At 71.6% G+C, this 22,603-nt stretch carries 20 protein-coding genes, 1 tRNA gene and 2 pseudogenes; 10 read left to right on the top strand and 13 right to left on the bottom strand.

What is annotated here, in order from left to right; genetic code table 11:
* Positions 1-47 precede the first annotated feature (47 nt).
* The 4 genes from ACWDS7_RS04660 to ACWDS7_RS04645 form a co-directional block, all read right to left on the bottom strand.
* Positions 48-1,805 carry a bifunctional metallophosphatase/5'-nucleotidase gene (locus ACWDS7_RS04660; RefSeq protein ID WP_451928113.1) on the bottom strand — a complete coding sequence of 586 codons (1,758 nt, stop codon included), beginning with the start codon at positions 1,803-1,805 and terminating at the stop codon, positions 48-50.
* Between the two features lie 130 nt (positions 1,806-1,935).
* Positions 1,936-3,099 (bottom strand): sensor histidine kinase, encoded by a 1,164-nt coding sequence (locus tag ACWDS7_RS04655; RefSeq protein ID WP_451928112.1) that lies wholly within the window; start codon positions 3,097-3,099, stop codon positions 1,936-1,938.
* 184 nt (positions 3,100-3,283) lie between these two features.
* The gene (locus tag ACWDS7_RS04650; RefSeq protein ID WP_451928111.1) at positions 3,284-4,264 is read right to left on the bottom strand and encodes an aldo/keto reductase; all 981 of its coding nucleotides are present in this window, start codon (positions 4,262-4,264) and stop codon (positions 3,284-3,286) included.
* Entirely contained in the window at positions 4,261-4,623 is a 363-nt protein-coding gene (locus ACWDS7_RS04645) for a MerR family transcriptional regulator (protein ID WP_306865836.1), read from the bottom strand. The genes ACWDS7_RS04650 and ACWDS7_RS04645 overlap by 4 nt, the downstream gene beginning before the upstream one ends.
* Positions 4,624-4,860: 237 nt before the next feature.
* On the opposite strand from ACWDS7_RS04645, the pseudogene ACWDS7_RS04640 reads away from it, so the two are divergent.
* The 4 genes and pseudogenes from ACWDS7_RS04640 to ACWDS7_RS04625 all read left to right on the top strand — a co-directional run.
* Positions 4,861-5,442 (top strand): annotated as a pseudogene (locus ACWDS7_RS04640) (DUF998 domain-containing protein); the annotation flags it as partial.
* A gap of 154 nt (positions 5,443-5,596) precedes the next feature.
* A pseudogene (locus ACWDS7_RS04635) lies at positions 5,597-5,797 on the top strand (YnfA family protein); the annotation flags it as partial.
* A 108-nt stretch (positions 5,798-5,905) separates the two neighbouring features.
* Positions 5,906-7,096 (top strand): AI-2E family transporter, encoded by a 1,191-nt coding sequence (locus tag ACWDS7_RS04630; RefSeq protein WP_451928110.1) that lies wholly within the window; start codon positions 5,906-5,908, stop codon positions 7,094-7,096.
* Between the two features lie 142 nt (positions 7,097-7,238).
* Positions 7,239-8,681, top strand: coding sequence for a WGR domain-containing protein (locus ACWDS7_RS04625; RefSeq protein ID WP_451928109.1), 1,443 nt, complete (start codon positions 7,239-7,241; stop codon positions 8,679-8,681).
* A gap of 258 nt (positions 8,682-8,939) precedes the next feature.
* On the opposite strand, the gene ACWDS7_RS04620 is transcribed toward ACWDS7_RS04625, so the two are convergent.
* Positions 8,940-9,425, bottom strand: coding sequence for a hypothetical protein (locus tag ACWDS7_RS04620; protein ID WP_451928108.1), 486 nt, complete (start codon positions 9,423-9,425; stop codon positions 8,940-8,942).
* Between the two features lie 106 nt (positions 9,426-9,531).
* Between ACWDS7_RS04620 and ACWDS7_RS04615 the strand changes: the two genes are divergently transcribed.
* Both ACWDS7_RS04615 and ACWDS7_RS04610 read left to right on the top strand, forming a co-directional pair.
* Positions 9,532-10,056, top strand: coding sequence for a GNAT family N-acetyltransferase (locus ACWDS7_RS04615; protein ID WP_306865845.1), 525 nt, complete (start codon positions 9,532-9,534; stop codon positions 10,054-10,056).
* A gap of 286 nt (positions 10,057-10,342) precedes the next feature.
* Entirely contained in the window at positions 10,343-10,531 is a 189-nt protein-coding gene (locus ACWDS7_RS04610; RefSeq protein ID WP_306865847.1) for a hypothetical protein, read from the top strand.
* Between the two features lie 435 nt (positions 10,532-10,966).
* Here the strand turns inward: ACWDS7_RS04610 and ACWDS7_RS04605 are convergent, their stop codons facing one another.
* The 4 genes from ACWDS7_RS04605 to ACWDS7_RS04590 all read right to left on the bottom strand — a co-directional run bounded on the left by ACWDS7_RS04605 (position 10,967) and on the right by ACWDS7_RS04590 (position 15,210).
* The gene (locus tag ACWDS7_RS04605) at positions 10,967-13,324 is read right to left on the bottom strand and encodes a Tex family protein (protein ID WP_306865849.1); all 2,358 of its coding nucleotides are present in this window, start codon (positions 13,322-13,324) and stop codon (positions 10,967-10,969) included.
* A gap of 207 nt (positions 13,325-13,531) precedes the next feature.
* Positions 13,532-13,744 carry a hypothetical protein gene (locus ACWDS7_RS04600; RefSeq protein ID WP_451928107.1) on the bottom strand — a complete coding sequence of 71 codons (213 nt, stop codon included), beginning with the start codon at positions 13,742-13,744 and terminating at the stop codon, positions 13,532-13,534.
* A 37-nt stretch (positions 13,745-13,781) separates the two neighbouring features.
* Positions 13,782-14,627: a DUF4097 family beta strand repeat-containing protein gene (locus ACWDS7_RS04595; protein WP_451928106.1), complete on the bottom strand. Its 846-nt coding sequence runs from the start codon at positions 14,625-14,627 to the stop codon at positions 13,782-13,784.
* A gap of 58 nt (positions 14,628-14,685) precedes the next feature.
* Positions 14,686-15,210 (bottom strand): toxin-antitoxin system HicB family antitoxin, encoded by a 525-nt coding sequence (locus tag ACWDS7_RS04590; RefSeq protein ID WP_306865855.1) that lies wholly within the window; start codon positions 15,208-15,210, stop codon positions 14,686-14,688.
* Positions 15,211-15,408: 198 nt separating this feature from the next.
* Between ACWDS7_RS04590 and ACWDS7_RS04585 the strand changes: the two genes are divergently transcribed.
* Positions 15,409-17,973: a glycosyl hydrolase family 18 protein gene (locus ACWDS7_RS04585; protein WP_451928105.1), complete on the top strand. Its 2,565-nt coding sequence runs from the start codon at positions 15,409-15,411 to the stop codon at positions 17,971-17,973.
* Positions 17,974-18,089: 116 nt separating this feature from the next.
* On the opposite strand, the gene ACWDS7_RS04580 is transcribed toward ACWDS7_RS04585, so the two are convergent.
* A tRNA-Met gene (locus ACWDS7_RS04580) sits at positions 18,090-18,162 on the bottom strand.
* Between the two features lie 228 nt (positions 18,163-18,390).
* Here ACWDS7_RS04580 and ACWDS7_RS04575 point away from each other — a divergent pair.
* The 3 genes from ACWDS7_RS04575 to ACWDS7_RS04565 all read left to right on the top strand — a co-directional run bounded on the left by ACWDS7_RS04575 (position 18,391) and on the right by ACWDS7_RS04565 (position 19,930).
* Complete coding sequence (locus tag ACWDS7_RS04575; RefSeq protein ID WP_451928104.1) at positions 18,391-18,948, top strand: hypothetical protein; 558 nt, start codon at positions 18,391-18,393, stop codon at positions 18,946-18,948.
* A 569-nt stretch (positions 18,949-19,517) separates the two neighbouring features.
* Complete coding sequence (gene rpmG, locus ACWDS7_RS04570) at positions 19,518-19,682, top strand: 50S ribosomal protein L33 (protein ID WP_306865860.1); 165 nt, start codon at positions 19,518-19,520, stop codon at positions 19,680-19,682.
* A gap of 2 nt (positions 19,683-19,684) precedes the next feature.
* Positions 19,685-19,930, top strand: a complete 246-nt coding sequence (locus ACWDS7_RS04565; protein ID WP_306875571.1) for a type B 50S ribosomal protein L31 — start codon at positions 19,685-19,687, stop codon at positions 19,928-19,930.
* Positions 19,931-20,076: 146 nt separating this feature from the next.
* On the opposite strand, the gene ACWDS7_RS04560 is transcribed toward ACWDS7_RS04565, so the two are convergent.
* The 3 genes from ACWDS7_RS04560 to ACWDS7_RS04550 form a co-directional block, all read right to left on the bottom strand.
* Positions 20,077-20,511 (bottom strand): cellulose binding domain-containing protein, encoded by a 435-nt coding sequence (locus tag ACWDS7_RS04560; protein WP_451928103.1) that lies wholly within the window; start codon positions 20,509-20,511, stop codon positions 20,077-20,079.
* Between the two features lie 89 nt (positions 20,512-20,600).
* A complete protein-coding gene (locus ACWDS7_RS04555; protein WP_451928102.1) occupies positions 20,601-21,629 on the bottom strand; it encodes a lytic polysaccharide monooxygenase auxiliary activity family 9 protein in 1,029 nt (342 codons plus the stop codon).
* Between the two features lie 378 nt (positions 21,630-22,007).
* Positions 22,008-22,490: an N-acetyltransferase family protein gene (locus ACWDS7_RS04550; RefSeq protein WP_451928101.1), complete on the bottom strand. Its 483-nt coding sequence runs from the start codon at positions 22,488-22,490 to the stop codon at positions 22,008-22,010.
* Between the last annotated feature and the right edge of the window lie 113 nt (positions 22,491-22,603).

Below are 22,603 nucleotides of genomic sequence, written 5' to 3'. Positions count from 1 at the left end.
CGCGCCGCGGCCGCGGCGCGCCCAGCCGTCAGAACAGCGGCCTGCCGTCAGAACAGCGGCTTGCCGTCGCGGGTCAGCCGCCAGCCGGCCTCGGCGAACCCGGCGGGGTCGATGACCCCGGTCGCCGTGGCGTAGTCGATCAGTGCCTGGCGGATCTCCACCTGCGCGTTGTAGACCACCGGGGCGGTCGTCACGTGCGGGAAGCCGCCGCCGCCGGACTGGCGGTAGTTGTTGACCGCGACCACGAACTGCTGGTCGGCGGCGACCGGCTGTCCCTGGTAGGACAGCCCGGCGATCCGCTGACCGACCGGCTTGGCGACGTCGACGTCGTAGCTGACGCCGGACAGCTGGTCGTAGTTGTAGTCGGGGGTGCCGTTGGCGTTGGTCAGCGTGGCGAGATCGACCGGGGCCTCCGGCGCGAGCTGGTTGTAGTACCTGGCCGAATACTCCAGATAGTCCTTGAGCTGAGCCCCGGTGAGCTTCACGGCCATCAGCGTGTTGTCGTAGATGTACAGGCCCGCCATGTCCCGCACGCTCACCGGCCCGGCCGGGAAGGTCGCGGTCCTGCTGAACGGCGCGGCGATCGACAGCACCGGCAGCCCGGCGTCCGCCGTGCCCTCCAGCGCCTTCTTGACCGTCTCGGTCTGGACCTTCTGGATGTAGTCCAGGATCGGGGTGTCCTTGTACGGCGACTCGGCCGCCGACAGCTCCTCCTTGGACTGGGCCACCACCGTGTTGACGTATTTGACCGTGGTGTCGTGCTGCTCCTTCATGAGCGCGACGATCTTCGGGTCCTCGGCCACCGTGTTGGTGTTCAGCGTGGTGGAGGACTTGCCGGTCACCGTCCACCGGCCGCGCTGCTTGGTGAGCTGGAAGTCGATCACGCTCAGCCGCTGGCCCCACTTGCTGGGCTCGGTGAGCAGCACCTGCCGGCCGGTGGCCTTGTTGGTGACGTACCGCTGCGCCACCTCGTTGTGCGCGTGCCCGAACAGCACCGCGTCGATGCCCGGCACCTCCTCGGCGACCATGGCCGAGGCGTTCTCGACGGGCAGGTCGCCGCCGTAGGAGGACATCCCGCTGTCGCCCGCGTGCGCGGTGACCACGACCACGTCCGCGCCCAGACCGCGGATGACCGGGACCCACTTCCTGGCGCTCTGCACCAGGTCGGTGAAGCGGAGCCGGCCCTCGACGTTGGCCTTGTCCCAGATCGCCACGCCCGGGTTGGTCAGGCCGAGCACGCCGACCCGGACCGGCCTCTCGCCCTTGATCCGCATCGTCTTGATGGTGAACGGCTGGTAGGCGGGCAGTCCCGACCTGTCGTGGACGGCGTTGGCGCCGAGCACCGGGGCCTTCATCTGCCTGACCCAGGTGGCCAGCAGCGGGAGCCCGTAGTTGAACTCGTGGTTGCCCAGGGTCACCGCGTCGTATCCGATGGCGTTCATCGCGCGGGCCATCGGGTGGAGCCGGCCCGTCTCGTTGACCGGCTCCATCTTGGCGTAGTAGTAGGCCAGCGGCGTGCCCTGGATGGTGTCGCCGGAGTCGAACAGCAAGGTCCGATCCGCGCCGCGCTCGGCACGGATCTTGTTCACCAGCGTCGAGACCTTGGCCAGGCCGACGTCGTTGCCCTTGCTGTCGGTGAACTCGGCGTTCTTGAAGTAGTCCCAGTTCAGGGTGTTGCCGTGCAGGTCAGAGGTGCCCATCACGGTCACCGTCACCGACGTGTCGGGGGAGGCGTGCGCCACTGCCGGGACGGCCAGGGCCGTCAGTGTGGCCACGCCGACGATGGCGAGCTGCTTACTGTGCATGTGACCGTACGGTAACCATCCGAGGTCGCCCGGCGGTCACGGCATCCTTACGGGTCGGCGCGGTCTGAGGGGGCACGGTCCGGGAGGACACGGTCTGAGGGGACAGGGACGGGGACAGGGACGGGGACGCTCACGCGACCACCTCGCCCGGCCTGATCCGCGCGACCAGCGGGAGTGTGACCCGCACGCCGTACCCGCCGCCGGGCAGCGGTCCGGCCGACAGCCGGCCGTGGAAGAGCGCGACCCGCTCGCGCATGCCGATCAGCCCGTGCCCCGGCTCGCCCGCGGACCCGGCACGGTCCGCGCGGGGCCCCTCGTCGAGGATCTCCAAGGACAGCGCCCGGGGCCGGTAGGCGACCGTCACCTCCACCCCGGTGGGGCCCGCGTGCCGGAGGGTGTTGGCCAGCGCCGCCTGGACGATCCGGTAGGCCGACAGGTCCAGCCCCGCCGGGAGCGGCACCGGCTCGCCCTCGACGCTCAGCCTGACGTCGAGACCGGCCGCGCGCATCTGCTCGACCAGGTCGTCCAGCCGGGCCAGGCTCGGCTGCGGCGCCAATCCGTCGCCCTCGCGGCCGGTGCGGAGCAGCCCGAGCATGCGGCGCAGTTCCTCCACCGCCTCCCGGCCCGTCTCCTCCACCACGTTCAGCGCCTCGCGCTCGGTGACCTGCTCGGGCCGGAGCATCAGCCGCGCGGCTCCCGCCTGCATGACCATCACGCTGACGCTGTGCGCGACGACGTCGTGCAGCTCGCGCGCGATCCTGGTCCGCTCCTTGCTCACCGCCTCCCGGGCGAGCAGCTCGCCGCGCTCCTGCGCGTGGAACGCCAGCTGCCGGTGACGCCGTACGGCGACGCCTGCCCCGCCGGTGATGGAGGTCATCACCAGCGCGACCGCCGCGTCCCCCGGCCCCGGAGGCCCGGGGGGCGCGAACATCATCGCGCCGACGAACAGCGCCGTCACGGCCAGCCCGGCGACAGCCCGCGGATCTCGTGGCGGCACCTCACTGAGCAGGGTGAACAGCAGCAGGAGCTGGGCACAGAACTGCCAGGCCGACGCGGACTCACCGAAGTAGGCGAACGCCGCGACGGCCGCCAGCGAGTAGACGTACGTCACGGTGGCGGGCGCGCGCCGGCGCAGGAGGATCAGCACCGAGGCGGCGGCGACCGTGATCCACCAGCCGGGATGCGGGCGGTCCGCCACGAAGGCGCGGTCGCCGACCTCCTCGGCGACCGCGAACAGCGCCATGACCACCGCGATCAGCCAGTCGATCGCGGTGGGGGGCGGGCGTTGGCTCATGAGGTGAGGGTAGAGCGGGCACCCGGGCGGTGAAATCCGCCTTGAGGCGGATAACAGCCCCGAGCCGACCCTGACGGCCCCGGGGACGGCCGCTCCCCGGTCGGCCCCGGGGACGGCCGAGCCCCGGCCCGGCGGCACCCCGGCGCGGGAGCCGGTCCCGCCCGGGGCTCGGCCCCCGCGCGGGTCAGCGCTCGACGGAGGACATGTCCGGGTAGCGGTCGCCGAGGGCGGCCCCGGCCGGCACGGCGGCGTCGAGCTCGGCGAGCTGACCGGGGGTCAGCGTGACGTCGGCCGCCGCCGCGTTCTCCTCCAGGTAGCGCAGCCGCTTGGTCCCCGGGATCGGGATGACGTCCTCGCCCCGGGTCAGCAGCCAGGCCAGGGAGAGCTGGGCCGGCGTGCAGCCCACCTCGTCGGCGATCCTGCGGACCTCGCTGACGAGCTCCTCGTTGCGTGCCCCGTTCGCCCCGGTGAAGCGGGGCAGGTTCTTGCGGAAGTCGTCGTCGGGCAGTTCCTCGGCCGGGGCCAGCGCGCCGCCGAGCAGCCCCCGGCTGATCGGCGAGTAGGCCACCAGCGCGATGCCCAGCTCCCGGGCGGCCGGCAGGATCTCCTCCTCCAGGCCCCTGGTGAACAGCGAGTATTCACTCTGCAGGGCGGCGATCGGGTGGGTGGCGTGCGCCTTGCGCAGCGTCTCGGCGCTCACCTCCGACAGGCCGATCCGGCCGACCTTGCCCTCGGCGACCAGCTCGGCCATCGCGCCGACCGTCTCCTCGATGGGCACGTTCGGGTCACGCCGGTGCAGGTAGTAGAGGTCGATGTGGTCCACGCCCAGCCGCTGGAGCGAGGCGTCGGCGGCCTTCTTCACATAGGCGGGGCTGCCGTCGATGCCGCGGCGGGCCGGGTCCTCACCCCGGACGATGCCGAACTTGGTGGCCAGCACCACCTCGTCCCTGCGGTCCCTGACCGCCCGGCCGACCAGCTCCTCGTTGTGGCCCCTGCCGTACATGTCGGCGGTGTCGAGGAAGTTCACCCCCAGGTCGAGGGCACGGTGGATGACCTCGATGGACTCGGCCTCGTCGGCCGTGCCGTAGAACTCCGACATTCCCATGCAGCCGAGTCCGATGGCCGAGACCTCCGGACCTCCCTGACCGAGACGGCGCCTGTTCATTGGCCCTCCAGCGCGTTGTAAAAGTCGATCTTGTAGTCGAGGACGCCGAGGTCCTCGGTGAGCTGCGCGATCTGCGTCCTGACGCGGTCACGGTGGATCTCCAGCATCCGCCGCCGCTCGGCGAAGGTCTCCGGACCCTGCCTGCGCAGCTCGGCGTAGCGGCACATGTCCGCGATCGGCATGCCGGTCGCGCGCAGTTTGGTGAGGAATTCGAGCCAGTCCAGGTCGGGCGCGGTGTAGGCGCGGTGCCCGCTCGGGTCCCGGTCCACCTGGTGGATGAGTCCGATGCGCTCGTAGTAGCGCAGCGTGTGCGCGCTCAGCCCCGACTTGCGCGAGGCCTCCTGGATGGTGATCCCCATGGAGACCACCTTCCTCCTTAGAGCGCGCTCGAAGTCAAGCGGGGTCCCCCCGGAGACGCGACCCTGAGGGGGCAGGCACTACCTTCCGCGCTGTTTCCCCAGCTCACGGCGGTCGTACCGGAGCCGTCCCCCCTGATGCGGGCACCACTCCGCCCCGGAGTCCCTCCGGGATCGCTCAGGGGCGACTGGGGATCATTTCTGGTACTCCGGACAACGGCCCGTCGCCATGGTTGAGCCATGGGGAGTCAGGCTTTATCTGGATCCAGGATGATCCTGGGCGGCTACGCGGCGATCGGCGCCGGGGCCGTGGCGATGTTCGGGCTGCACGTGGCCACCGGCCTCGATCCGGTGCACACGGTGATCAGCGAGTACGCGTTCGAGCCGGACGGCTGGCTGCTGCCCGTCTCGCTCACGTTCTTCGCCGCGGGCGCGGCGGCCTTCGGCACCGCGCTGTTCCGGCGCGGCGAGGACCGCGGGGCCGCGCTGCTGGTCGGCGTCTGGGGTCTGTGCATGCTGCTGATCGGCGCCTTCCCCACCGACGAACCCGGGGTGCCGCTGTCGATGTCCGGTGGCATCCACCGGTACGCGGCGTTCGTGGCCTTCCTGACGATGCCGGTGGCGGGCCTGATGCTGGCCCGGCGGCACGCCGCGAGCCGTCACGCGCGGCCGGTGCGGCTGCTGAGCCTGGCCTGCCTGGGCGTGCTGGTCCTGGTGGTCCTGCCGTACGTCGTGCGGATGGCCGGCATCGACCTGACCAACGACGACATCCCCGCGGGGGTCACCCAGCGGATGGTGGTGGTCCTGGAGGTGGCGGTGCTGGCCCTGCTCGGCATGGTGGCGGCGGCCGGGTACGGCCGCGGCCGGGGCCGTCGCCAGGTCCTGGCCGCCGCCCGCCCTCCCCGCCTCCACCGGGACCGGCGGCGCGTGGCCGGCCCGGCCGGGGACGCGCGAGGGGCGCGTACCGCGCTGGGCCGCCGGCGGGGTGAGCGCGCCGGGCGTGTGCGGGTCTGCCGCCGCGCTCCGGTCCGATCCCGGCTCCGGCCGGACCCCCGCCGCCCGCGGCGGGGTGTCCACCGCCGGTTCCCTGATCTGGGGGACGGCCGTGGACGGGTCCCGGCCTGACCGCCGGGACGCCGGTGGGGTGGCCGTCATCGGACACGCGCCACGCGGCTGAGGATCTCGCCGGACCCGCGCCCGCTCAGCCGGGCTGAGGGCTCCGCCGGGCCCGCGTCCGCCCAGCTCAGCAGGGTTGCTGGTGATCCCCGTGGGGAAGGGGGCCAGCATGGGGGAGCGCATCGGCCCCGCCGGGGACGGCGGGAGGCTGTGGCGGGCGGGCGACACGGCGTGGCGGGCGCTCGGGGTCATCGCCCTGGTCGCCGTGATCCTGTGGGTCCTCTACGTGGTCCAGGCGGTGGTCATCCCCGTCATCCTCGGGCTGGCCATCAGCACCCTCCTGCTCCCGCCCTACCGGTGGCTCAGGAGGCGCGGGATGGGCCGGGGGCTCGCCACCACCGCCGTCTGCCTCGGCGGGTTCCTCGTCCTGGCGGCGCTCGTCGCGCTGCTCGTGCCGCCCACCATCGCCGGCGTGGCCGAGCTGCAGCGGAGCTTCGGCAAGGCGGGCGGCGACCTGCAGTCGCTGGCGTCGACCCTCGGCCTGGACGAAAAGACGATCTCCCGACTGTCCGAGCAGGTCAGGCAGTATCTGAGCCGGCAGGGCGGAGAGATCGCCCACGGTGCCCTGGCGGGCGCGCGCACCGTGGGGGAGATCCTGGTCGGCCTGGTGCTGGCCATGATCCTGTCGATCTACTTCGTACACAGTGGCGACCGGCTCTTCGCGTGGATCACCGGCCTGGCCCCCAGCGGGGTCAGGCCGACCCTGCGTGAGAGCGGCACGGTGATCTTCGACGTCGTCAGCCGTTACATCCGGGGGGTGGCGATCGTCGGCCTGGTCGACGGGTTCTTCATCGGGGTCGCGCTGTGGATCCTGCGTGTGCCGATCGCCCTGCCGCTGGCCGTGCTGACGTTCGCCGGGGCGTTCCTGCCGGTCGTGGGCGCGTTCACGGCGGGTCTGCTGGCGGCGGTCGTGGCCTTCGTGGCCAAGGGCTGGCTGGTGGCGCTGATCGTGGTCGCGGTCACCGTGCTGGTCCAGCAGTTGGAGGGGCACGTGCTCGCGCCGCAGATCTACGGCCGGGCGCTGGAGCTGCCCAGCGCGGTCATCCTGATCGTCATCGCGCTGGGCAGCGTCCTCGCCGGGATCGTCGGCGCCTTCCTGGCCGCCCCGGTGACCTCGGTCGCCGTCGCGCTGATCCATCACCGCCAGGAGGACGAGGCCCGGCGCCGACCGGGACATCCGGGATATCCAGGACACGAGGCCACGGGCCCGCCGCCCGGGAGGCCGGTGTCCGGGGACCCGTCACCTGAGGGTCCGTCCCCGGCGGGCCCGCCGCCCGGGAGTCCGCCGCCGGGGAGTTGAAGGTCCGCGGGCCCGTGAGGGCGCGATATCCCCTCCTGCCGGGCGGCGGTTCAGATCTCACTCCCCGTTCTGTCGCTGTTCCCCCGTTTTGTCGCCCGACTGCCGTACGCTCCGCGGAAAGTCGACAACGGAGAGGTGTGGCATGACGGCACGGAGCACGTACCTGGAGCTGTCCGAGGACGGCGGCAGCTCGCACAAGTTCTACGAGGTCGTGCTCGACGGGCTCCAGGTGACGATCAGTTACGGCCGGATCGGTGAGCCGGGGCAGTCCAAGGTGTCGGCCTTCACCACCCCGGAGAAGGCCGAGGCGGCGGCGGCGAAGAAGATCGGCGAGAAGGTCCGCAGGGGATACGCGCCCGCGGTGCGCGGGGTCCGCCAGCGCCGGGCGGTCACCCGGCGCAGCACGGTGAGCGTCCGCTCCACCGCCACCCAGGCACCGGTGCTGTGGCGCTTCGCCAGCGGCGCGGCGGCGTTCGGGATCTTCGTCGACTCCGAGCGCTGCTGGGTCGGCAACCAGAACGGCGACGTCTACACCGTCACCCACACCGGCACCGTCACCGGCCGCTTCCGGCTGCCCGACGGTGTGAAGTGCATCGTCGCCGACGACTTCTGGATCTACGCGGGCGCCGACGACGGCAAGGTCTACGACCTCAGCGGGAAGGTGCCCCGGCTCGCCTACGAGATCGCCGAAGACGTCGACATCTACTGGCTGGACATCCACGACGGCGTGCTGGGCGTCTCCGACCGGGCCGGCCGGATCACCACCATCGACCACGAGGACGAGTTCCAGTGGGCCCGGAAGGGACGGGGCGACTCGGCCTGGATGGTCCGCTGCGACGACGAGGCCGTCTACCACGGGCACTCCACCGGCGTGGCCCGCTACGACGCCGCCGACGGCGCGCCGGTCTGGGAGACGTCGCTCAACGGCGCGGTGCTGTTCGGCTGGCAGGAGACTGACTCGGTCTACGCCGGTACGGACCGCGGCACCGTGCACCGGCTCCGCAAGTCCGACGGCGCGAGCCAGGGGGTCTACCGCTGCGACGCCACCGTCTTCTCCTGCGCCACCGCGCCCGATGGCCGTTACGTCTTCGCCGGGGACAACCACTCCTCGGTCTACTGCTTCGACCGGAACGGTGAGCGCCTGTGGAAGCTGGCCACCGGCTGCGGCTCGGCCTTCTCCATGCAATACCTCGACGACCGCCTCTACATCGTGACCACCGACGGCACCCTGGCCTGCATCGACGCCACGGAGGAGGCGATCAGGGCGGCTCAGGACGGCACCGTCCCCGAGCCGATGGACGTCAAGGCGGCGGCCGGTCTGGCCGTGGTGGAACCGACCGCGGCGCTGGAGAGCGTGACGCTGGAGGCCGTCTCCGGCGCCGACCGCGGTGTGGTCGTGGAGTGCGTCCAGGAGGGTGAGCGGCTCCGGGTGCGAGTGATCAGCGAGGGCTACGACACGCGGCGCAACGTCCAGTTCCCCAAGGGGGTGCGTGAGGCGGGGGCCCGCTATCTCGTCGAGGGTGTGCGCTTCTCGGAGCGCGGCGGCTTCTACCGGGCCTACGGCGACATCAGGCGCCTGCTCTGACCCCTGGCCGCGGTCCCGCGCCGCCCCGCCGGCGTCGATGACCTGCCGTACGGCGCCGGCGAAGGCGGCCGGGGCGGCGCGGTCCGGGCCGAGCTTGCCGCACTGCCGGCCGCCGGAGGAGACCTGCACACCGCCGGCAGCGGCCTCGTCGCCTGCCGCCCCGAGAGCCGCGAGCGGTTCAGGCATGCCCTGCCGTGGCATGTCCTGTCCCGCCGTGGACCGGCAGCACCGACCAGTCGACGCACGGCCGCTGCCTGTTCAGGCGTGTCCCGCCGTGGCGTGTCCTGTCCCGTCGTGCCCTGTCTCGTCGTGGACCGGCAGCACCGACCAGTCGACGCACAGCCTCTGCGGGTCGGCCGGATCCGTGCGGACCCGCACGGTCATCCCCGGCAGCACCCCGCCCAGCAGGATCGGCGGGACCTGCTGCCGGTGCTCCGGCACCTCGTACGGCACGCCCGACGCCGGGGTGACGCGCAGGCCGAAGACCACCACGTGCCGGCCGTTGACCTGCCAGCCGGTGGTGTCCATGGCGGTGATCAGCGCGCTGGCGGGCACGCCGGTCCGCAGGAGATGGGAGTCGCCCGAGGCGTCCGAGACGAGAAATCCCATGGCGACGAAACCGCCCAGGCAGACGACGAAGACCCCCACCCCCCAGAGGCCGACACCGCTCGTGGCCGCCAGCATGCCGGCGATGGCGAGCGGCAGCGGCGCCACCCAGAGCAGTTTCGTCGTGGTGCGGTTCATCGAGCTTTCCGATCGTCTCGTGTGCGGTGCTCGCCATGGGTAACGGAGGGTGCCTGCGGACCGCTTGACGACCGGTTGCACGCGGTCCGGCGTTAGGGTTCCACTTATGCTCCGTGGAGACAGGGTTCTGCTCAGGGCCGTGACGAAAGACGATCTGGTCGCGCTGCACCGGTTGCACGACGACGTGGACACGGCGGTCAGCTCCACGGCGGGGCCGTGGGTCCCCGAGCCGGTCGACCGGGCCATCGCCCGATACGAGCGGCGGGAGCCCGATCCCGCCAACGTCGGCTTCGCCGTCGAGTCGCTCTCCGAGGGCGACCTGCTCGGCTCCTGCCTGGTCTGGGGGATCGACACCCTCAACCGCAACGGCCACCTGGGGATCACGCTGCTGCCCGAGGCCCGAGGGCGGGGATACGCCCCCGACGTGCTGCGGGTGCTGTGCGACTACGCTTTCCGGATCCGCGGCCTGCACCGGCTGGGGCTGGAGACGCTCGCCACCAACACCGCCATGATCGCCTCGGCGGAGAAGGTCGGCTTCCGGCGCGAGGGCACGCTCCGAGACCACGCCTGGGTGGCCGGGTCCTTCGTCGACGAGGCGCTGTTCGGGCTGCTCGCCGCCGACTTCTCCTGACCGGCGGGGCCGGAAGCCCGTATCCATGGGATCGCTGGCTGTATCTATGGATAGTGCCGGTTGTGCGGGTAATGCCGGTCCTGCCAGCATCGACGAATATCACGGACCGGCCGACCGGATCGGCCGGCACCGGCAGGACCGGCTGAGGCTGTGCCTCGCCCGCGCCTGACCGGCAACGGACGACAGCTTCAGGAGGCTCGGTGCCACACGTCAACTGCCAGGCGGTCCAGCACACGGCCGGGACCGCCCCGTCCGACGATCTCCGCTCCCGCCGGGCGGGTGCGCGATGAGAATCTGGCTCCCGATCGGGCTCGGCGCCCTGCTCATCCTCATGGGCGGCACCTGGACGCTCCAGGGCCTCGGATACGTGGGCGGCAGCTTCATGAGCGGAGCCAAGGAGTGGTTCTGGATCGGCCTGGCCACACTGGCCGTCGGCCTCGTCCTGGCCGCCATGCCCCTGCTCCGCCGCCGCTGACCCCTTGCCGCTCTGACCCGCCCGGCCGGCAGTGTGGCCTGCGGTGAACCGTCGGGCGGGCGTGGCGGCGGGACACGGAGACCTCCGATGTGGTGTGGAACCCAGACCCTCCACCACATCGGAGGTCTCCGCCGTCGATCGAGCCCTGCTGCCGCCCTCTCGTGGCCGGTATCACCGCTCCGGCGACCGGGAACGCCTACCGCCCCGCCCGCCGTACCAGCGCCTGCCGAGACCGACCCGTCCGCCGTACCGGTGCCTGCCCGTGCCTGCCGGTGCCGACCCGCCCGGCGTCACCGTCCGCCGAGACCGACCCGTCCGCCGTACCGGTGCCTGCCGGTGCCGACCTGCCCGGCGTCACTGACCCGCCCGGCGTCACCGCCCGCCGTACCGGGGCCCTGGGGAGACCGGACCCGGTGAAGGCGTGCGGTCACCGCACTAGCGGTTGCCGCCGGAGCCGTCGAGTCCGGCGCGGCGCAGCGCGTCGGCCATCGCGCCGCTGGGCGCGCCGCGCTGCTGGCCGCGGTCCTGCCGCTGGCCGCCCCGTCCCTGCTGCTGGCCACCGCGTCCCTGCTGCTGGCCGCCCCGCCGGCCGTTGTCACGCCGCTCGCCGCCCTGCTGGTCGCGCCGGCCGGAGCCCTTGGCGGGCTCGTCCTCCAGGCGCAGGGTGAGCGAGATGCGCTTGCGGGGGATGTCGACGTCGAGCACCTTCACCCGGACGATGTCACCGGGCTTGACCACCTCGCGGGGGTCCTTGACGAAGTTGTGCGACAGGGCCGAGACGTGGACCAGGCCGTCCTGGTGCACGCCGACGTCGACGAACGCGCCGAAGGCGGCGACGTTGGTGACCACGCCCTCCAGCAGCATGCCGGCCTTGAGATCGGAGATCTTCTCCACGCCCTCCTTGAAGGTCGCGGTCTTGAAGGCCGGGCGGGGGTCGCGGCCGGGCTTCTCCAGCTCCGACAGGATGTCGGTGACGGTCGGCAGACCGAAGGTGTCGTCGACGAAATCCTGCGGCCGCAGGGCCCGCAGCGCCGTGCCGTTGCCGATCAGCTCCTTGATGCCGCCGCCGGTGGCCGACAGGATCCGGCGGACCACGGGGTAGGCCTCGGGGTGCACGCTGGAGGCGTCGAGCGGGTCGTCGCCGCCGGGGATGCGCAGGAAGCCCGCGCACTGCTCGAATGCCTTGGGGCCGAGCCTGGCCACGTCCTTCAGCGCCTTGCGGGAGCGGAACGGGCCGTTGGCGTCGCGGTGCTGGACGATGTTCTCGGCGAGGCCGGAGCCGATGCCCGAGACCCGGGTTAGCAGCGGCGCCGAGGCGGTGTTGACGTCGACGCCGACGGCGTTCACGCAGTCCTCGACCACCGCGTCGAGCGAGCGCGAGAGCTTGGTCTCGGCGAGGTCGTGCTGGTATTGGCCGACGCCGATCGACTTGGGGTCGATCTTGACGAGCTCGGCCAGCGGGTCCTGGAGCCGGCGCGCGATCGACACCGCGCCGCGCAGGGACACGTCCATGCCGGGCAGCTCCTGGGAGGCGAAGGCGGAGGCGGAGTAGACCGAGGCGCCGGCCTCCGACACCACGATCTTGGTGAGCCCGGGGACCAGCTTCACCAGCTCGCCCGCCAGCTTGTCGGTCTCTCTCGACGCGGTGCCGTTGCCGATCGAGACCAGCTCCACGCCGTGCCTCTTGGCCAGCGTGGCCAGCGTGGCCAGTGACTGGTCCCACTGGCGGCGCGGCTCGTGGGGGTAGATCGTGTCGGTGGCCAGCACCTTCCCGGTGGCGTCCACCACCGCGACCTTCACCCCGGTGCGCAGACCCGGGTCGAGCCCCATGGTCGCGCGGGTCCCCGCGGGGGCGGCGAGCAGCAGGTCGCGAAGGTTGGCGGCGAACACGCGCACCGCCTCGTCCTCGGCGGCCTGCCACATGCGCATCCGCAGGTCGATGCCGAGGTGGACGAGGATGCGGGTGCGCCAGGCCCAGCGGACGGTGTCGGCCAGCCACTTGTCGGCCGGGCGTCCCTGGTCGGAGATGCCGAAGCGGTGGGCGATGCGCCCCTCGTAGGTGCCGGTGGGCTCCTCCTCCGGCTCCAGGGTGAGGGTGAGGATCTCCTCCTTCTCCCCCCGGAACATCGCCAGGATCCGGTGGGAGGGCAGCTTGGTGAACGGCTCGGCGAAGTCGAAGTAGTCGGAGAACTTGGCCCCCTCCTCCTCCTTGCCCTCGCGGACCGCAGCGACCAGGCGCCCCTTGCCCCACATCCGCTCGCGCAGCTCCCCGACCAGGTCGGCGTCCTCGCCGAACCGCTCGACCAGGATCGCCCGGGCCCCGTCGAGCGCGGCGGCCGCGTCGGCCACCCCCTCGCCGACGAACGCCGCCGCGGCGGCCTGCGGGTCGACCGACGGGTCGGCGAGCAGGCCCTCGGCCAGGGGTCCGAGCCCGGCCTCCCTGGCGATCTGCGCCTTGGTCCGCCGCTTGGGCTTGTAGGGGAGGTAGATGTCCTCCAGCCGGGCCTTGGAGTCGGCCGCCGCGATCTGCGCGGCGAGGGCGTCGTCGAGCTTGCCCTGGCCGCGGATCGACTCCAGGATCGCGGCGCGCCGCTCCTCCAGCTCACGCAGGTAGCGGAGCCGCTCCTCGAGCGTGCGCAGCTGCGCGTCGTCGAGCATCTCGGTGGCTTCCTTGCGGTAGCGGGCGATGAACGGCACGGTGGCCCCGCCGTCGAGCAGTTCCACGGCCGCCTGCACCTGCCGTTCGCGCACACCCAGCTCTTCGGCGATCCGCTGATGAATAGACGTCGTCACGATCTCTCTTCCCTCGTGGTGGCAGCTGTGATGGGCGGCCGTGGTGAGCAGCCACCAAGCTACCGCGTCGCCCCGACATCGGGCTGTCCGGAGATACAGGTCAGGCGTTACGGACGATGGAGGCAGACCGGAACAGGACGACGGCGGCCGGGTGCGGGCCGCGAGCTCTCGGGAGAGGGGCAGGTGACGGCCGGGTGCGGGGGACGCTCAGGCGGCCGTCGGCCTGTGGGGGGCGGGGCGGTGGTCGTATCCGCGGGTCGGTGCCGGGCTGATCCGGTCGGCGAGCCCGTGGAGGACCTGGGCGGCCCATCGGCGCGAGGGGCCGGGGTGTTTCGGCACGCGGCGCAGGGCCTCCGCCTCGGCGAGCATCTCGGCGTGCCGCGTGTGGATGAGGGTGCAGACCTGTATGTCGTTCATCATGGATCTCCTTACGGGCGTCTCACGGACAGTGGATTTCTCACGGGCGGGCGCGGGTGATGGCGATGTCGCCGGACACGGTCTTGACGTGGATCTCGGCCTTCGCCCCGTCGTCGGTGGGCTGGTCGGACTGTTCGAGGGAGGAGCCGACCCTGCCGGAGATCGAGGAGACGTCGAGCCACGCGCTGGTCCCGGTGGGGATGCCGATCACGACGTCGCCCGACGCGGTGTTGACCCAGACGCCCCCGTGGGCGACCGAGTCGACGGTGACGTCGGCCGAGGCGCTCTTCACCTGGAGGGAGTCACCGGCCTGCCGGATCCGGACGGCTCCGGAGGCCGTCTTGACGGTGGCGGCGCCGCTGATCACGCCGAGGTCGGCCTTGCCGGAGGAGGTGGTGACCGATGCCCCGTCGTGCACCTCCCGCAGGCCGACGTCTCCGGACGCGGTCCTCACCTGCGCGCCGCCCGCGGTGACGTCACAGATGACGTCACCGCTCGCCGTCTTGGCGGCAAGACCGGCGCAGTGGTCGATCCGCACGTCGCCGGAGGCGGTGTCGGCCGAGACCTCGCCCAGGGGTCCGGTCATCCGGGCGCCGGCCGAGGCGGTGGTGAAGTCGACCCGTGAGCCCTCCGGCAGGCCGACGACGACCTTCAGCCTGGGGGTACGGCCCAGCGACAGGAACCGCCTGGGAGCCTCGACGGAGACCGTGCCGCCGGCGTGTTCGACACGGGTCTCCTCGGCGTACTCCACGTCGATGGACCTGGACGGGTCGGCCGGCCGTACTTCGACCACGGTGTCGGTGCGGGGCGCGGCCGTGATGTCCAGGTCGCCCGAGGCGAAGTCCACCCGGAGCGTGATGGGGGCGGGGGTCTGGAATGCGGGCATGGCGAGATCTCCCTTGCGGGGTGCGTGAGGTTCTGTGGGGGTGTGAGGGGTGGCCGGGTCAGTGGACCCAGCCGCTGATGCGCTTTCCGGTGGAGGGCGGGCGGGGCGTGCGGGGGGTCTCGGACAGGGCGGCCGACACGGCCCTGACGAGCCAGGCGTTGACGGAGACGCCCTCCTGCCCCGCGGCCTCCTCGATCCGGCCCTTGAGCGACTCGGGCAGCCGCAGCGTGACGCGCGCGGTGCCCGCCTCACCGGGCGGCAGGGGCGGCTCCGGGGGAGCGGGCGGGGATGGCGGGCCGGGCGGCATGGGCGGGAACGGCGAGGTGAAGACATCGGCCGCCGGGGGCGGCGTCACCACGAACTCGGGCTCGCGGTTGCGGATCCGCACCTCGACGGAGCCCGGCGCGAGCTCTCGGGTGACCTCGTCGGCCGCGGCGGAGAGCGCGTCGATGAGTGTGAGCCTGACGGCGGAGTCGAGTGCCGTCGTGAGGTTCTCCACGGCGGCCCGGGTCTCGGGGTCGGCGACCGCCGCCGACGCGGCCAGTGCGCGGCGGAGGTTCTCGACGAAGGGCGTGACGTCCATACGCATCACTATGACGTCATTTTGACGTCATGGCAACCCGTGTGACGTCATTTCCCGCTCCGGGCGGTGTTGCGGAGGTCGCCCGTGCCGGCCGTACGGGAGCGGGAAGTGCGCCGTTTTGGGCCTTGCCGACACGGGAGGGCAGGTTTACGATCCGCGTAATTGTTAGGAAACTTTCCTTTAAGAAAGAGTTCCCGCATGCGCCGAACCGCCGCTGTGCTGCTGGCTCTCGTCCTGGCGACCGCCCTCGCCGCCATCAGCGCTCCCGCCAACGCCGCCACCCGACTGACGGCCGCCTTCACCCTGACCGGCAATCAGGGCAAGTTCGTGGTGAGCAATCCCGGCACCACGCCGGTGACCGGATGGTCGATCACGTTCGATCTGCCGGCCGGGGTCACCGTCAGCGGTGCCCAGAACGCCACCACCACCCAGAGCGGGACGCGGGTCAAGCTGACCCCGGCCTTCTACATCAACACCGTGCGGGCGAACGGGAACACCGAGCCGTACAGTCCCACGTTCACCCTCAGCTCGGCGGTCCAGCCGACGAGCTGCACGATCAACAACGCCAACTGCGACGGCAGCGGCGACCCGCCGCCGCCGGACGCGCCCCTCACCGCCGCCTACTCGGGCAGCGGGACGCAGGGCAAGTTCGTGGTCAGCAACAACACCGACACCGCGCTCAACGGCTGGTCGATCACGTTCGACCTGCCGGCCGGGGTCACCGCGAGCGGCGCGGAGAACGCCTCGCTGAGCCAGAGCGGGCGCCAGGTCACGCTGAGCCCGGCCCACTACAACACGACGGTGGCCGCGCGCGGGTCCACCGAGCCCTACAGCCCCTCCTTCCGGCTCAGCGCCTCCGCCGAGCCGGAGAACTGCCGGGTCAACGACGTCAGATGTGACGGCTCGGCCGATACGGCGCCGGCCGCGCCGGGGAACCTGCGCTCGCCGGTCAAGACCACCAAGACCGTGTCGCTGGCGTGGGACGCGGCGACCCCGGGGAGCCTCCCGATCGTCGGCTACCAGGTCTACAACGGCGCCACCCTGGCCACGACGGTCACCGGGACGGCCGCGACCCTCACCGGCCTGACCCCGAACACCGAATACACCTTCACCGTCAAGACCAAGGACAGGAAGGGGACCCTCTCCCCGGCCAGCGCGGCGCTGAAGGTGACGACCAACAACGCCGGCGACGACACCCAGCCGCCCACCGCGCCCGCCAACCTGCGCAGCACCGGAAAGACCTCCTCCAGCGTCTCCCTCGCGTGGGGGGCCTCGACCGACAACAAGGGCATCGCCGGCTACGAGGTCTACGCCGGCGCGAACCTGGTGGCGGCGGTCACCGACACCTCCGCCACGGTGAGCGGGCTGTCGCCGTCCACCGAGTACACCTTCACCGTCAAGGCCCGCGACCTGTACGACAACCTCTCGGCCGCGAGCAACGCGTTGAAGGTGAGCACCGACGACATCGTCGGCAGCGGCTACGCCCGGGTCGGCTACTTCGTGCAGTGGGGCATCTACGGCCGCCAGTACTTCGTGCGCAACCTCGACACGACCGGTGTCGCGGCGAAGCTGACCCACCTCAACTACGCCTTCGGCAACATCGACCCGGTGAACCTGACCTGCCTGCACGGTGTCACCAAGGGCACCACGGCCAACCCCCAGGACCCGAACCAGGGTGACGGGGCGGGCGACGCGGACGCCGACTACGGCAGGCCGATGAGCGCGGGGCAGTCGGTGGACGGCGTCGCCGACACCGGCTGGGAGAAGCTGCGCGGCAACTACAACCAGCTCCGCAAGCTCAAGGCGAAGTATCCGAACCTGAAGGTGCTGATCTCGCTCGGCGGCTGGACCTACTCGAAGTATTTCTCCGACGTGGCGGCCACCGACGCCTCCCGGAAGAAGTTCGTGAGTTCCTGCATCGACATGTACATCAAGGGCAACCTGCCGGTCTACAATGCTGCGGGCGGGCCGGGCAGCGCCGCCGGGATCTTCGACGGCATCGACCTCGACTGGGAGTGGCCCGGCGCCGAGGGACACGCCGGCAACCACATCGGCGCCAACGACAAGGCGAACAACACGCTGCTGATCGCCGAGTTCCGCAGGCAGCTCGACGCGCTGACCCAGGAGACCGGCAAGCGCTACCAGCTCACCGCGTTCACCCCGGCCGACCCGGCGAAGATCGCCGCCGGCTGGGACCTGCCGGAGGTCGCCAAGTCCCTGGACATCTTCAACGTCCAGGGCTACGACTTCCACGGCTCGGGCAGCGACAACTCCTGGGAGCCGAACCGGACCGGGCACCAGGGCAACCTGTACGCCGACACCGACGACCCGTACTCCTTCCACTTCAGCGTCGAGAACGCGGTCGACGTCTATCTGCAGGCCGGGGTGAACCCACGCAAGATCACCGTTGGCCTCGCCTACTACGGGCGCGGCTGGCAGGGCGTCGCCGACGGCGGCAAGTCCGGCGAGTGGCAGTCGGCCACCGGCGCGGCGCCCGGCCAGTTCACCGACGAGGCGGGCACCCGCGGATACGCCAACCTGATGGCCAGCGTGCCGGGATGCACCGTCAAGCATGACGAGCAGGCGGTCGCGACCTACTGCTACACCGGCAACGGAGGCCAGTGGTGGACCTTCGACGACGCGTGGTCGATCGGCAAGAAGACCGCGTGGCTGCGGAGCAAGGGCCTGCTCGGCGTGATGATCTGGGAGATGTCCGGTGACCCCGGCTCCCTGACCAGCGCCGTCGACGCCGGCCTGAGGTAGTCCACCGGAGTGTGGTCCCCGGTGGCCGGGTCGCCCGCGGCATCCGATGCCGCGCCGGTGGCCCGGCCACCGCCGTGACCGGGCACGGGGCCGGACAGGGAGCCGGGCGGCCGGGGTGGCGGGTGCGGGGATCGAACCCGCCCATTGCGGCTTATGAAACCGCCGGGCACACCAGCGCCCTCACCCGCCGAGAATGCGGACGGCCGCTCCGGGAGATTTCCCGGGCGGCCCGCGCGTGACGTCGCCAATCGTCACGTGCGAGTTTTTTCCCGCATGCTCATCCGCTCGTTCATGTGCGTTCTCCGAACATGGTCCGATGAGTTGAGAATGGCCGGTCCGCCTCCGGCGGCGCAACGTGTTTTCGGCACGCGAAATTCAGGTGAGAAAAGCGGTCATGGACCGGGACAATCCTTCTTCATGGGCATCAGGAAGGATCTGCGGAGGGCGCTGGGGGCGGGACGCCCCGTCAGGGTGCGCCGCGCCATCAAGGGAGCCGACCGGCTGAGCGGCTATGTCATCGGCGTCGGGCGCACGTGGGTGCTCCTCCAGGAGATCTCCTGCGAGCTCCGGCTCGACGGCTACGCGGCCGTACGGCTGCGCGACGTGGAGTCCGCCTCCGGGGCGGGCTGGGCGGGCTCGGACTTCACGCACCGGGCCCTGCGATCGGCCGGCGAGCGGGCCCGCCCCCTGCCCGGGGTCGACCTCGACTCGACCGCGGGCCTGATCGAGACGCTCGGCGCCGGTTTCCCGCTGCTCGGCCTCCACATCGAGAGGGTCGATCCGGACGTCATGTACGTCGGCCACGCGAGGGGGATCACCCGCAAGGGACGGCTCCGCCTCCAGGAGATCAGCTCCAGGGCCGTGTGGGAGAGCACGTGCGTCCGGCACAGGCTCGCCGACACCACCAGGGTCGACGCCGGCGGGGGCTATCTCGACGCCCTGCACCGGGTGGGCGGGGTCCCGCCCGTCTGCTGAGCGGCGCCCGCCGGGCCGTGCCCACCTGCCAGGCCGTGCCCGATGAGCCGCCCCTCCTCCAGGGTCTCGATCCCAAGGAGAACGCTGTCGTAGGAGTCGGCCGCGTGTGCCTCGCGGCGCCCGGTGATCTGGGCCGGCGGATCCGGACAGCCGTCGCTGATCCAGCGCATTACGTCGGGACCGCTGTTCCAGTGCCACAGGGATTCCGTTTCGGACGGTTCCATCGGCCGTAACCGCAGGAGTTTCCCAGTCAGCAGGAATCGCTCCATTCGATAACCGGTCAATACAGCCAAGAAAGACTCCTGCCAGGCCGCCGTCCGGTGCTTCGAACCATTCATCCCGGCCGACGCGGGCGTTATCCCGGCCGACGCGGGCGGGCGAGGCCGGCCCGCGGGCTCCCCCGAGCACCGTGGCCGCCCTCCCGGAGCCGTAAGGAGCCGGGTCCCCGGGAGGGCGGCCACGGCGGTGTTCTCCGCGGAATCCGGCGGTGTCCGCCCGAGGGAATACCGCGGTGATGAAAACGGTTATCGGCATCGCTGCACAGCGTGTCGAACAGAGAGGAGCCGAGCTTGGCCAGGAACGAGCTGCGCCCCGTGACCAGACTGCGGTCGTCCGCGGGCACCGGCTACACCTACGTGACCCGCAAGAACCGGCGGAACGACCCCGACCGCCTCACGCTCGCCAAGTACGACCCGATCATCCGCAAGCACGTGACGTTCCGAGAGGACCGATGACCATGAAGCAGGGCATCCACCCCGACTACCGCCCGGTCGTCTTCCGCGACCCGAGCGCGGGCACCGCCTTCCTCACCCGCTCGACCATGACCAGCGACAAGACCGTCGAATGGGAGGACGGCAACGTCTACCCGCTGGTCGACGTCGACGTCTCCTCCGCCAGCCACCCCTTCTACACCGGACGCGGCCGGGTGCTCGACACCGCCGGCCGGGTGGAGCGCTTCAACCAGCGGTACGGGAAGCGCTGACACGTGCGCCCGCCGGCCCGCGCCCGCCGGCGCGGCCCCATCCGACACCGGGAGCCCGCCGTCCCGCGAGACGGCGGGCTCCCTGCGTCCTGCCCACACGCCGGCACGGCCGGTGGGGCGGTCGGCGAGGAGGCCCGCCGACGCCCTCAGCCGCAGGTGATCTCGGTGAAGACCGGGGGCGAGACGGCGGCGCCCACGAAGCCGATGCCGGAGACCGTGGCCCCCGGCGGCAGCGCGGGCTTCCCGGCCGGCGCGTGGATCATCGCGACGGGGCCGCTCTGCATGTGGGTCCCGTTCCACGCCTGGGTGAGCGTCGCGCCCCGGGGCATGACCCACTGGATGTACCAGTCCTTCATCGGCCGGCCGCCGGCGTTGCTGATCGTCGCCGCGCCCCGGTAGCCGCCCGGCCATGACTCGACGAGGGTGACCGTGGCCGAGCAGCCGGCAGCGGTAGCCGCCGGATGGGCGGCGGTGTGCCGGGCCGCCGGCGTCCCGCCGACGCAGGCGGCCGCGACCAGGGCCGCCACGGCCCCCGTCGACGCCAGTCCCAGCAGTGACGCGATCCTGTTCCCGGACGTCACGGGGTTCCTTTCAGCGAGGCCGGCGGCTCGGAGCGGCCGGCGGCGGCCTCGGCCGGTGCCCGGCGGCGACCGGCCGAGACCCCGCGTTCCTAGGGGCTGGTGCAGGTGAGGGCGGGCGAGCCGCTGGTCCCGACGCCGGTGAACCCGAACGTGGTCGAGCCGTTGGGCGCCAGGGTCCGGTTCCAGTCGGCGTTCTTGGCGGTGACGGCGGACCCGGACGTGGTGTAGGTGGCGTTCCACAGGCTGTTGACGGCGCTGCCGCTGCCGAGCGTCCAGTTCACCGTCCAGCCGTTGAGGGCGGAGGAGCCACGGTTGGTCACGGTCACCTCGGCCTGGAACCCGCCCGACCAGGAGTTGACGGTCCGGTAGGTGGCGGCGCACCCGCTGCCCGGCCCTCCCGTGACGGTCGGCGTCGGCGTGGGCGTGGGGGTGGGCGTCGGATTGGGGGTGGGCCCCGGCCGGCCGACGCCGGTCACCTCTCCGTTGCCGCCGTCGAAGACGACGTCGGAGCAGTTGTAGAACGTCTCGTTGGAGTCGGAGCGCTTCCAGACCGAGTAGATGATGTGGCGGCCGGACTTGCCCGAGGGCAGCGTGGCGTTCCAGTAGTAGTGGGCGTCGTTGGTGCCCGGGGAGCCGACGCTCTGCGGGTGGTCGGCGGTGTGGAAGGGCTGGGACTCAAGGTCGTCCCAGGTGAGCGCCCGGTTGGGGTTCCAGCCGTCCTTGGTGACGTACAGGTAGAACCAGCCGGGGTGGGCGGCCCACTTGTTGTATTTGAACTGGATCCCGGCCCCGGAGGTCAGGTGGGTCACCGGCCAGTCGGCGTTCGGCAGGTCGAACCCGCTGTAGCCGGGATTGCCGCCGCTGCACACCTGGCCGTCGGGGATGAATCCCCGGGTCCGCCCCGCACCGTCGGAGCGGAGCAGGCTGAACCAGTTGTAGAGGGAGTTGGCCCCGCTCTGGGCCACCGCCGCCTCGCAGGCGGGGTTGATGGGGATGATCTGACCCGTCGTCGACAGGCCGTCCTGCCAGCAGAGGTAGGTGCGGCTGCCCGGCACCATCATGGCTCCGTGCGCCGAGGCCGGAACGGGCACGAGAACGACGGCGAGCAGCGCGGACATGAACGCGACCGCACTGGCGACAGCGATACTTCGCCATTTACTCACAGAACTACCCTCCCTTTCGGAGGAGGACGGATTGCTGATCAATGGCGGTGAGGCGCTCACGCGAAACGGACTCTAGGTCGCCGTTCCCGAGGTGTAAACGGCCCGCTCTCCCCCCGGCCCGGCGGAGGGCGTCCGCGCAGTTCGGAAGGGCACGGGGGAGGGCGGGCGGATGAAAGATTCACGGCCGGCGGCGGCCGCGCGCCGCGGACCGGGCGGGCATGTCCCGACAACGGAGTGGACATGTCCCGACAACGGAAAAGGCCGGCCCGACCGGTGTCGAGCTGGCCTCCTTGACGTCTCCGTGGGCGGTGCGGACCCGCGCCCGCATCCGGCTTATCCCAGTCTCTCCGTCGCGGCGAGTTTTTCGAGCGCCGCTCCCGTGAGCCGGTATTTGTCCCATTCGTCGAGCGGCTCCGCGCCCAGTGCCCGGTAGAAGGCGATGCTCGGGGTGTTCCAGTCGAGAACCGACCACTCGAACCGGCCGTAACCGCGCTCCACGCAGATGCGGGCGAGCTCGGCCAGCAGCTGCTTGCCGTACCCGTGACCCCGGTGAGAGGGGCGGACGTAGAGGTCTTCGAGGTATATCCCGTGCTTGCCCAGCCAGGTGGAGTAGGTGACGAACCAGAGCGCGAACCCCGCCGCCTGCTCTCCGTCGGTGGCGATGTGGCAGAACGCGGCGGGGGCGGGGCCGAAGAGCGCGTCGTGGAGCTGCTCCGCGGTGGTCTCGACCTCGTCGAGCGCCCGCTCGTACTCCGCCAGCTCACGGATCATGTCGATGATCGCCGGAACGTCATCCGGTGTCGCGGGACGAATCATGGTGGGAAGTCTAGGCTCGCGGGGTAGGTGCTCCGGCGCGGCGGAGCGCCCGCCCGCCGCGGGAAGGCCCTGCGTAAGGCCCTGCGGAAGGGGTCGGCGGGAAGGGGCCGGTG

Source organism: Streptosporangium sp. NPDC003464 (genome assembly GCF_053588315.1).
This window is presented reverse-complemented; position numbering and strand designations above follow the sequence as displayed.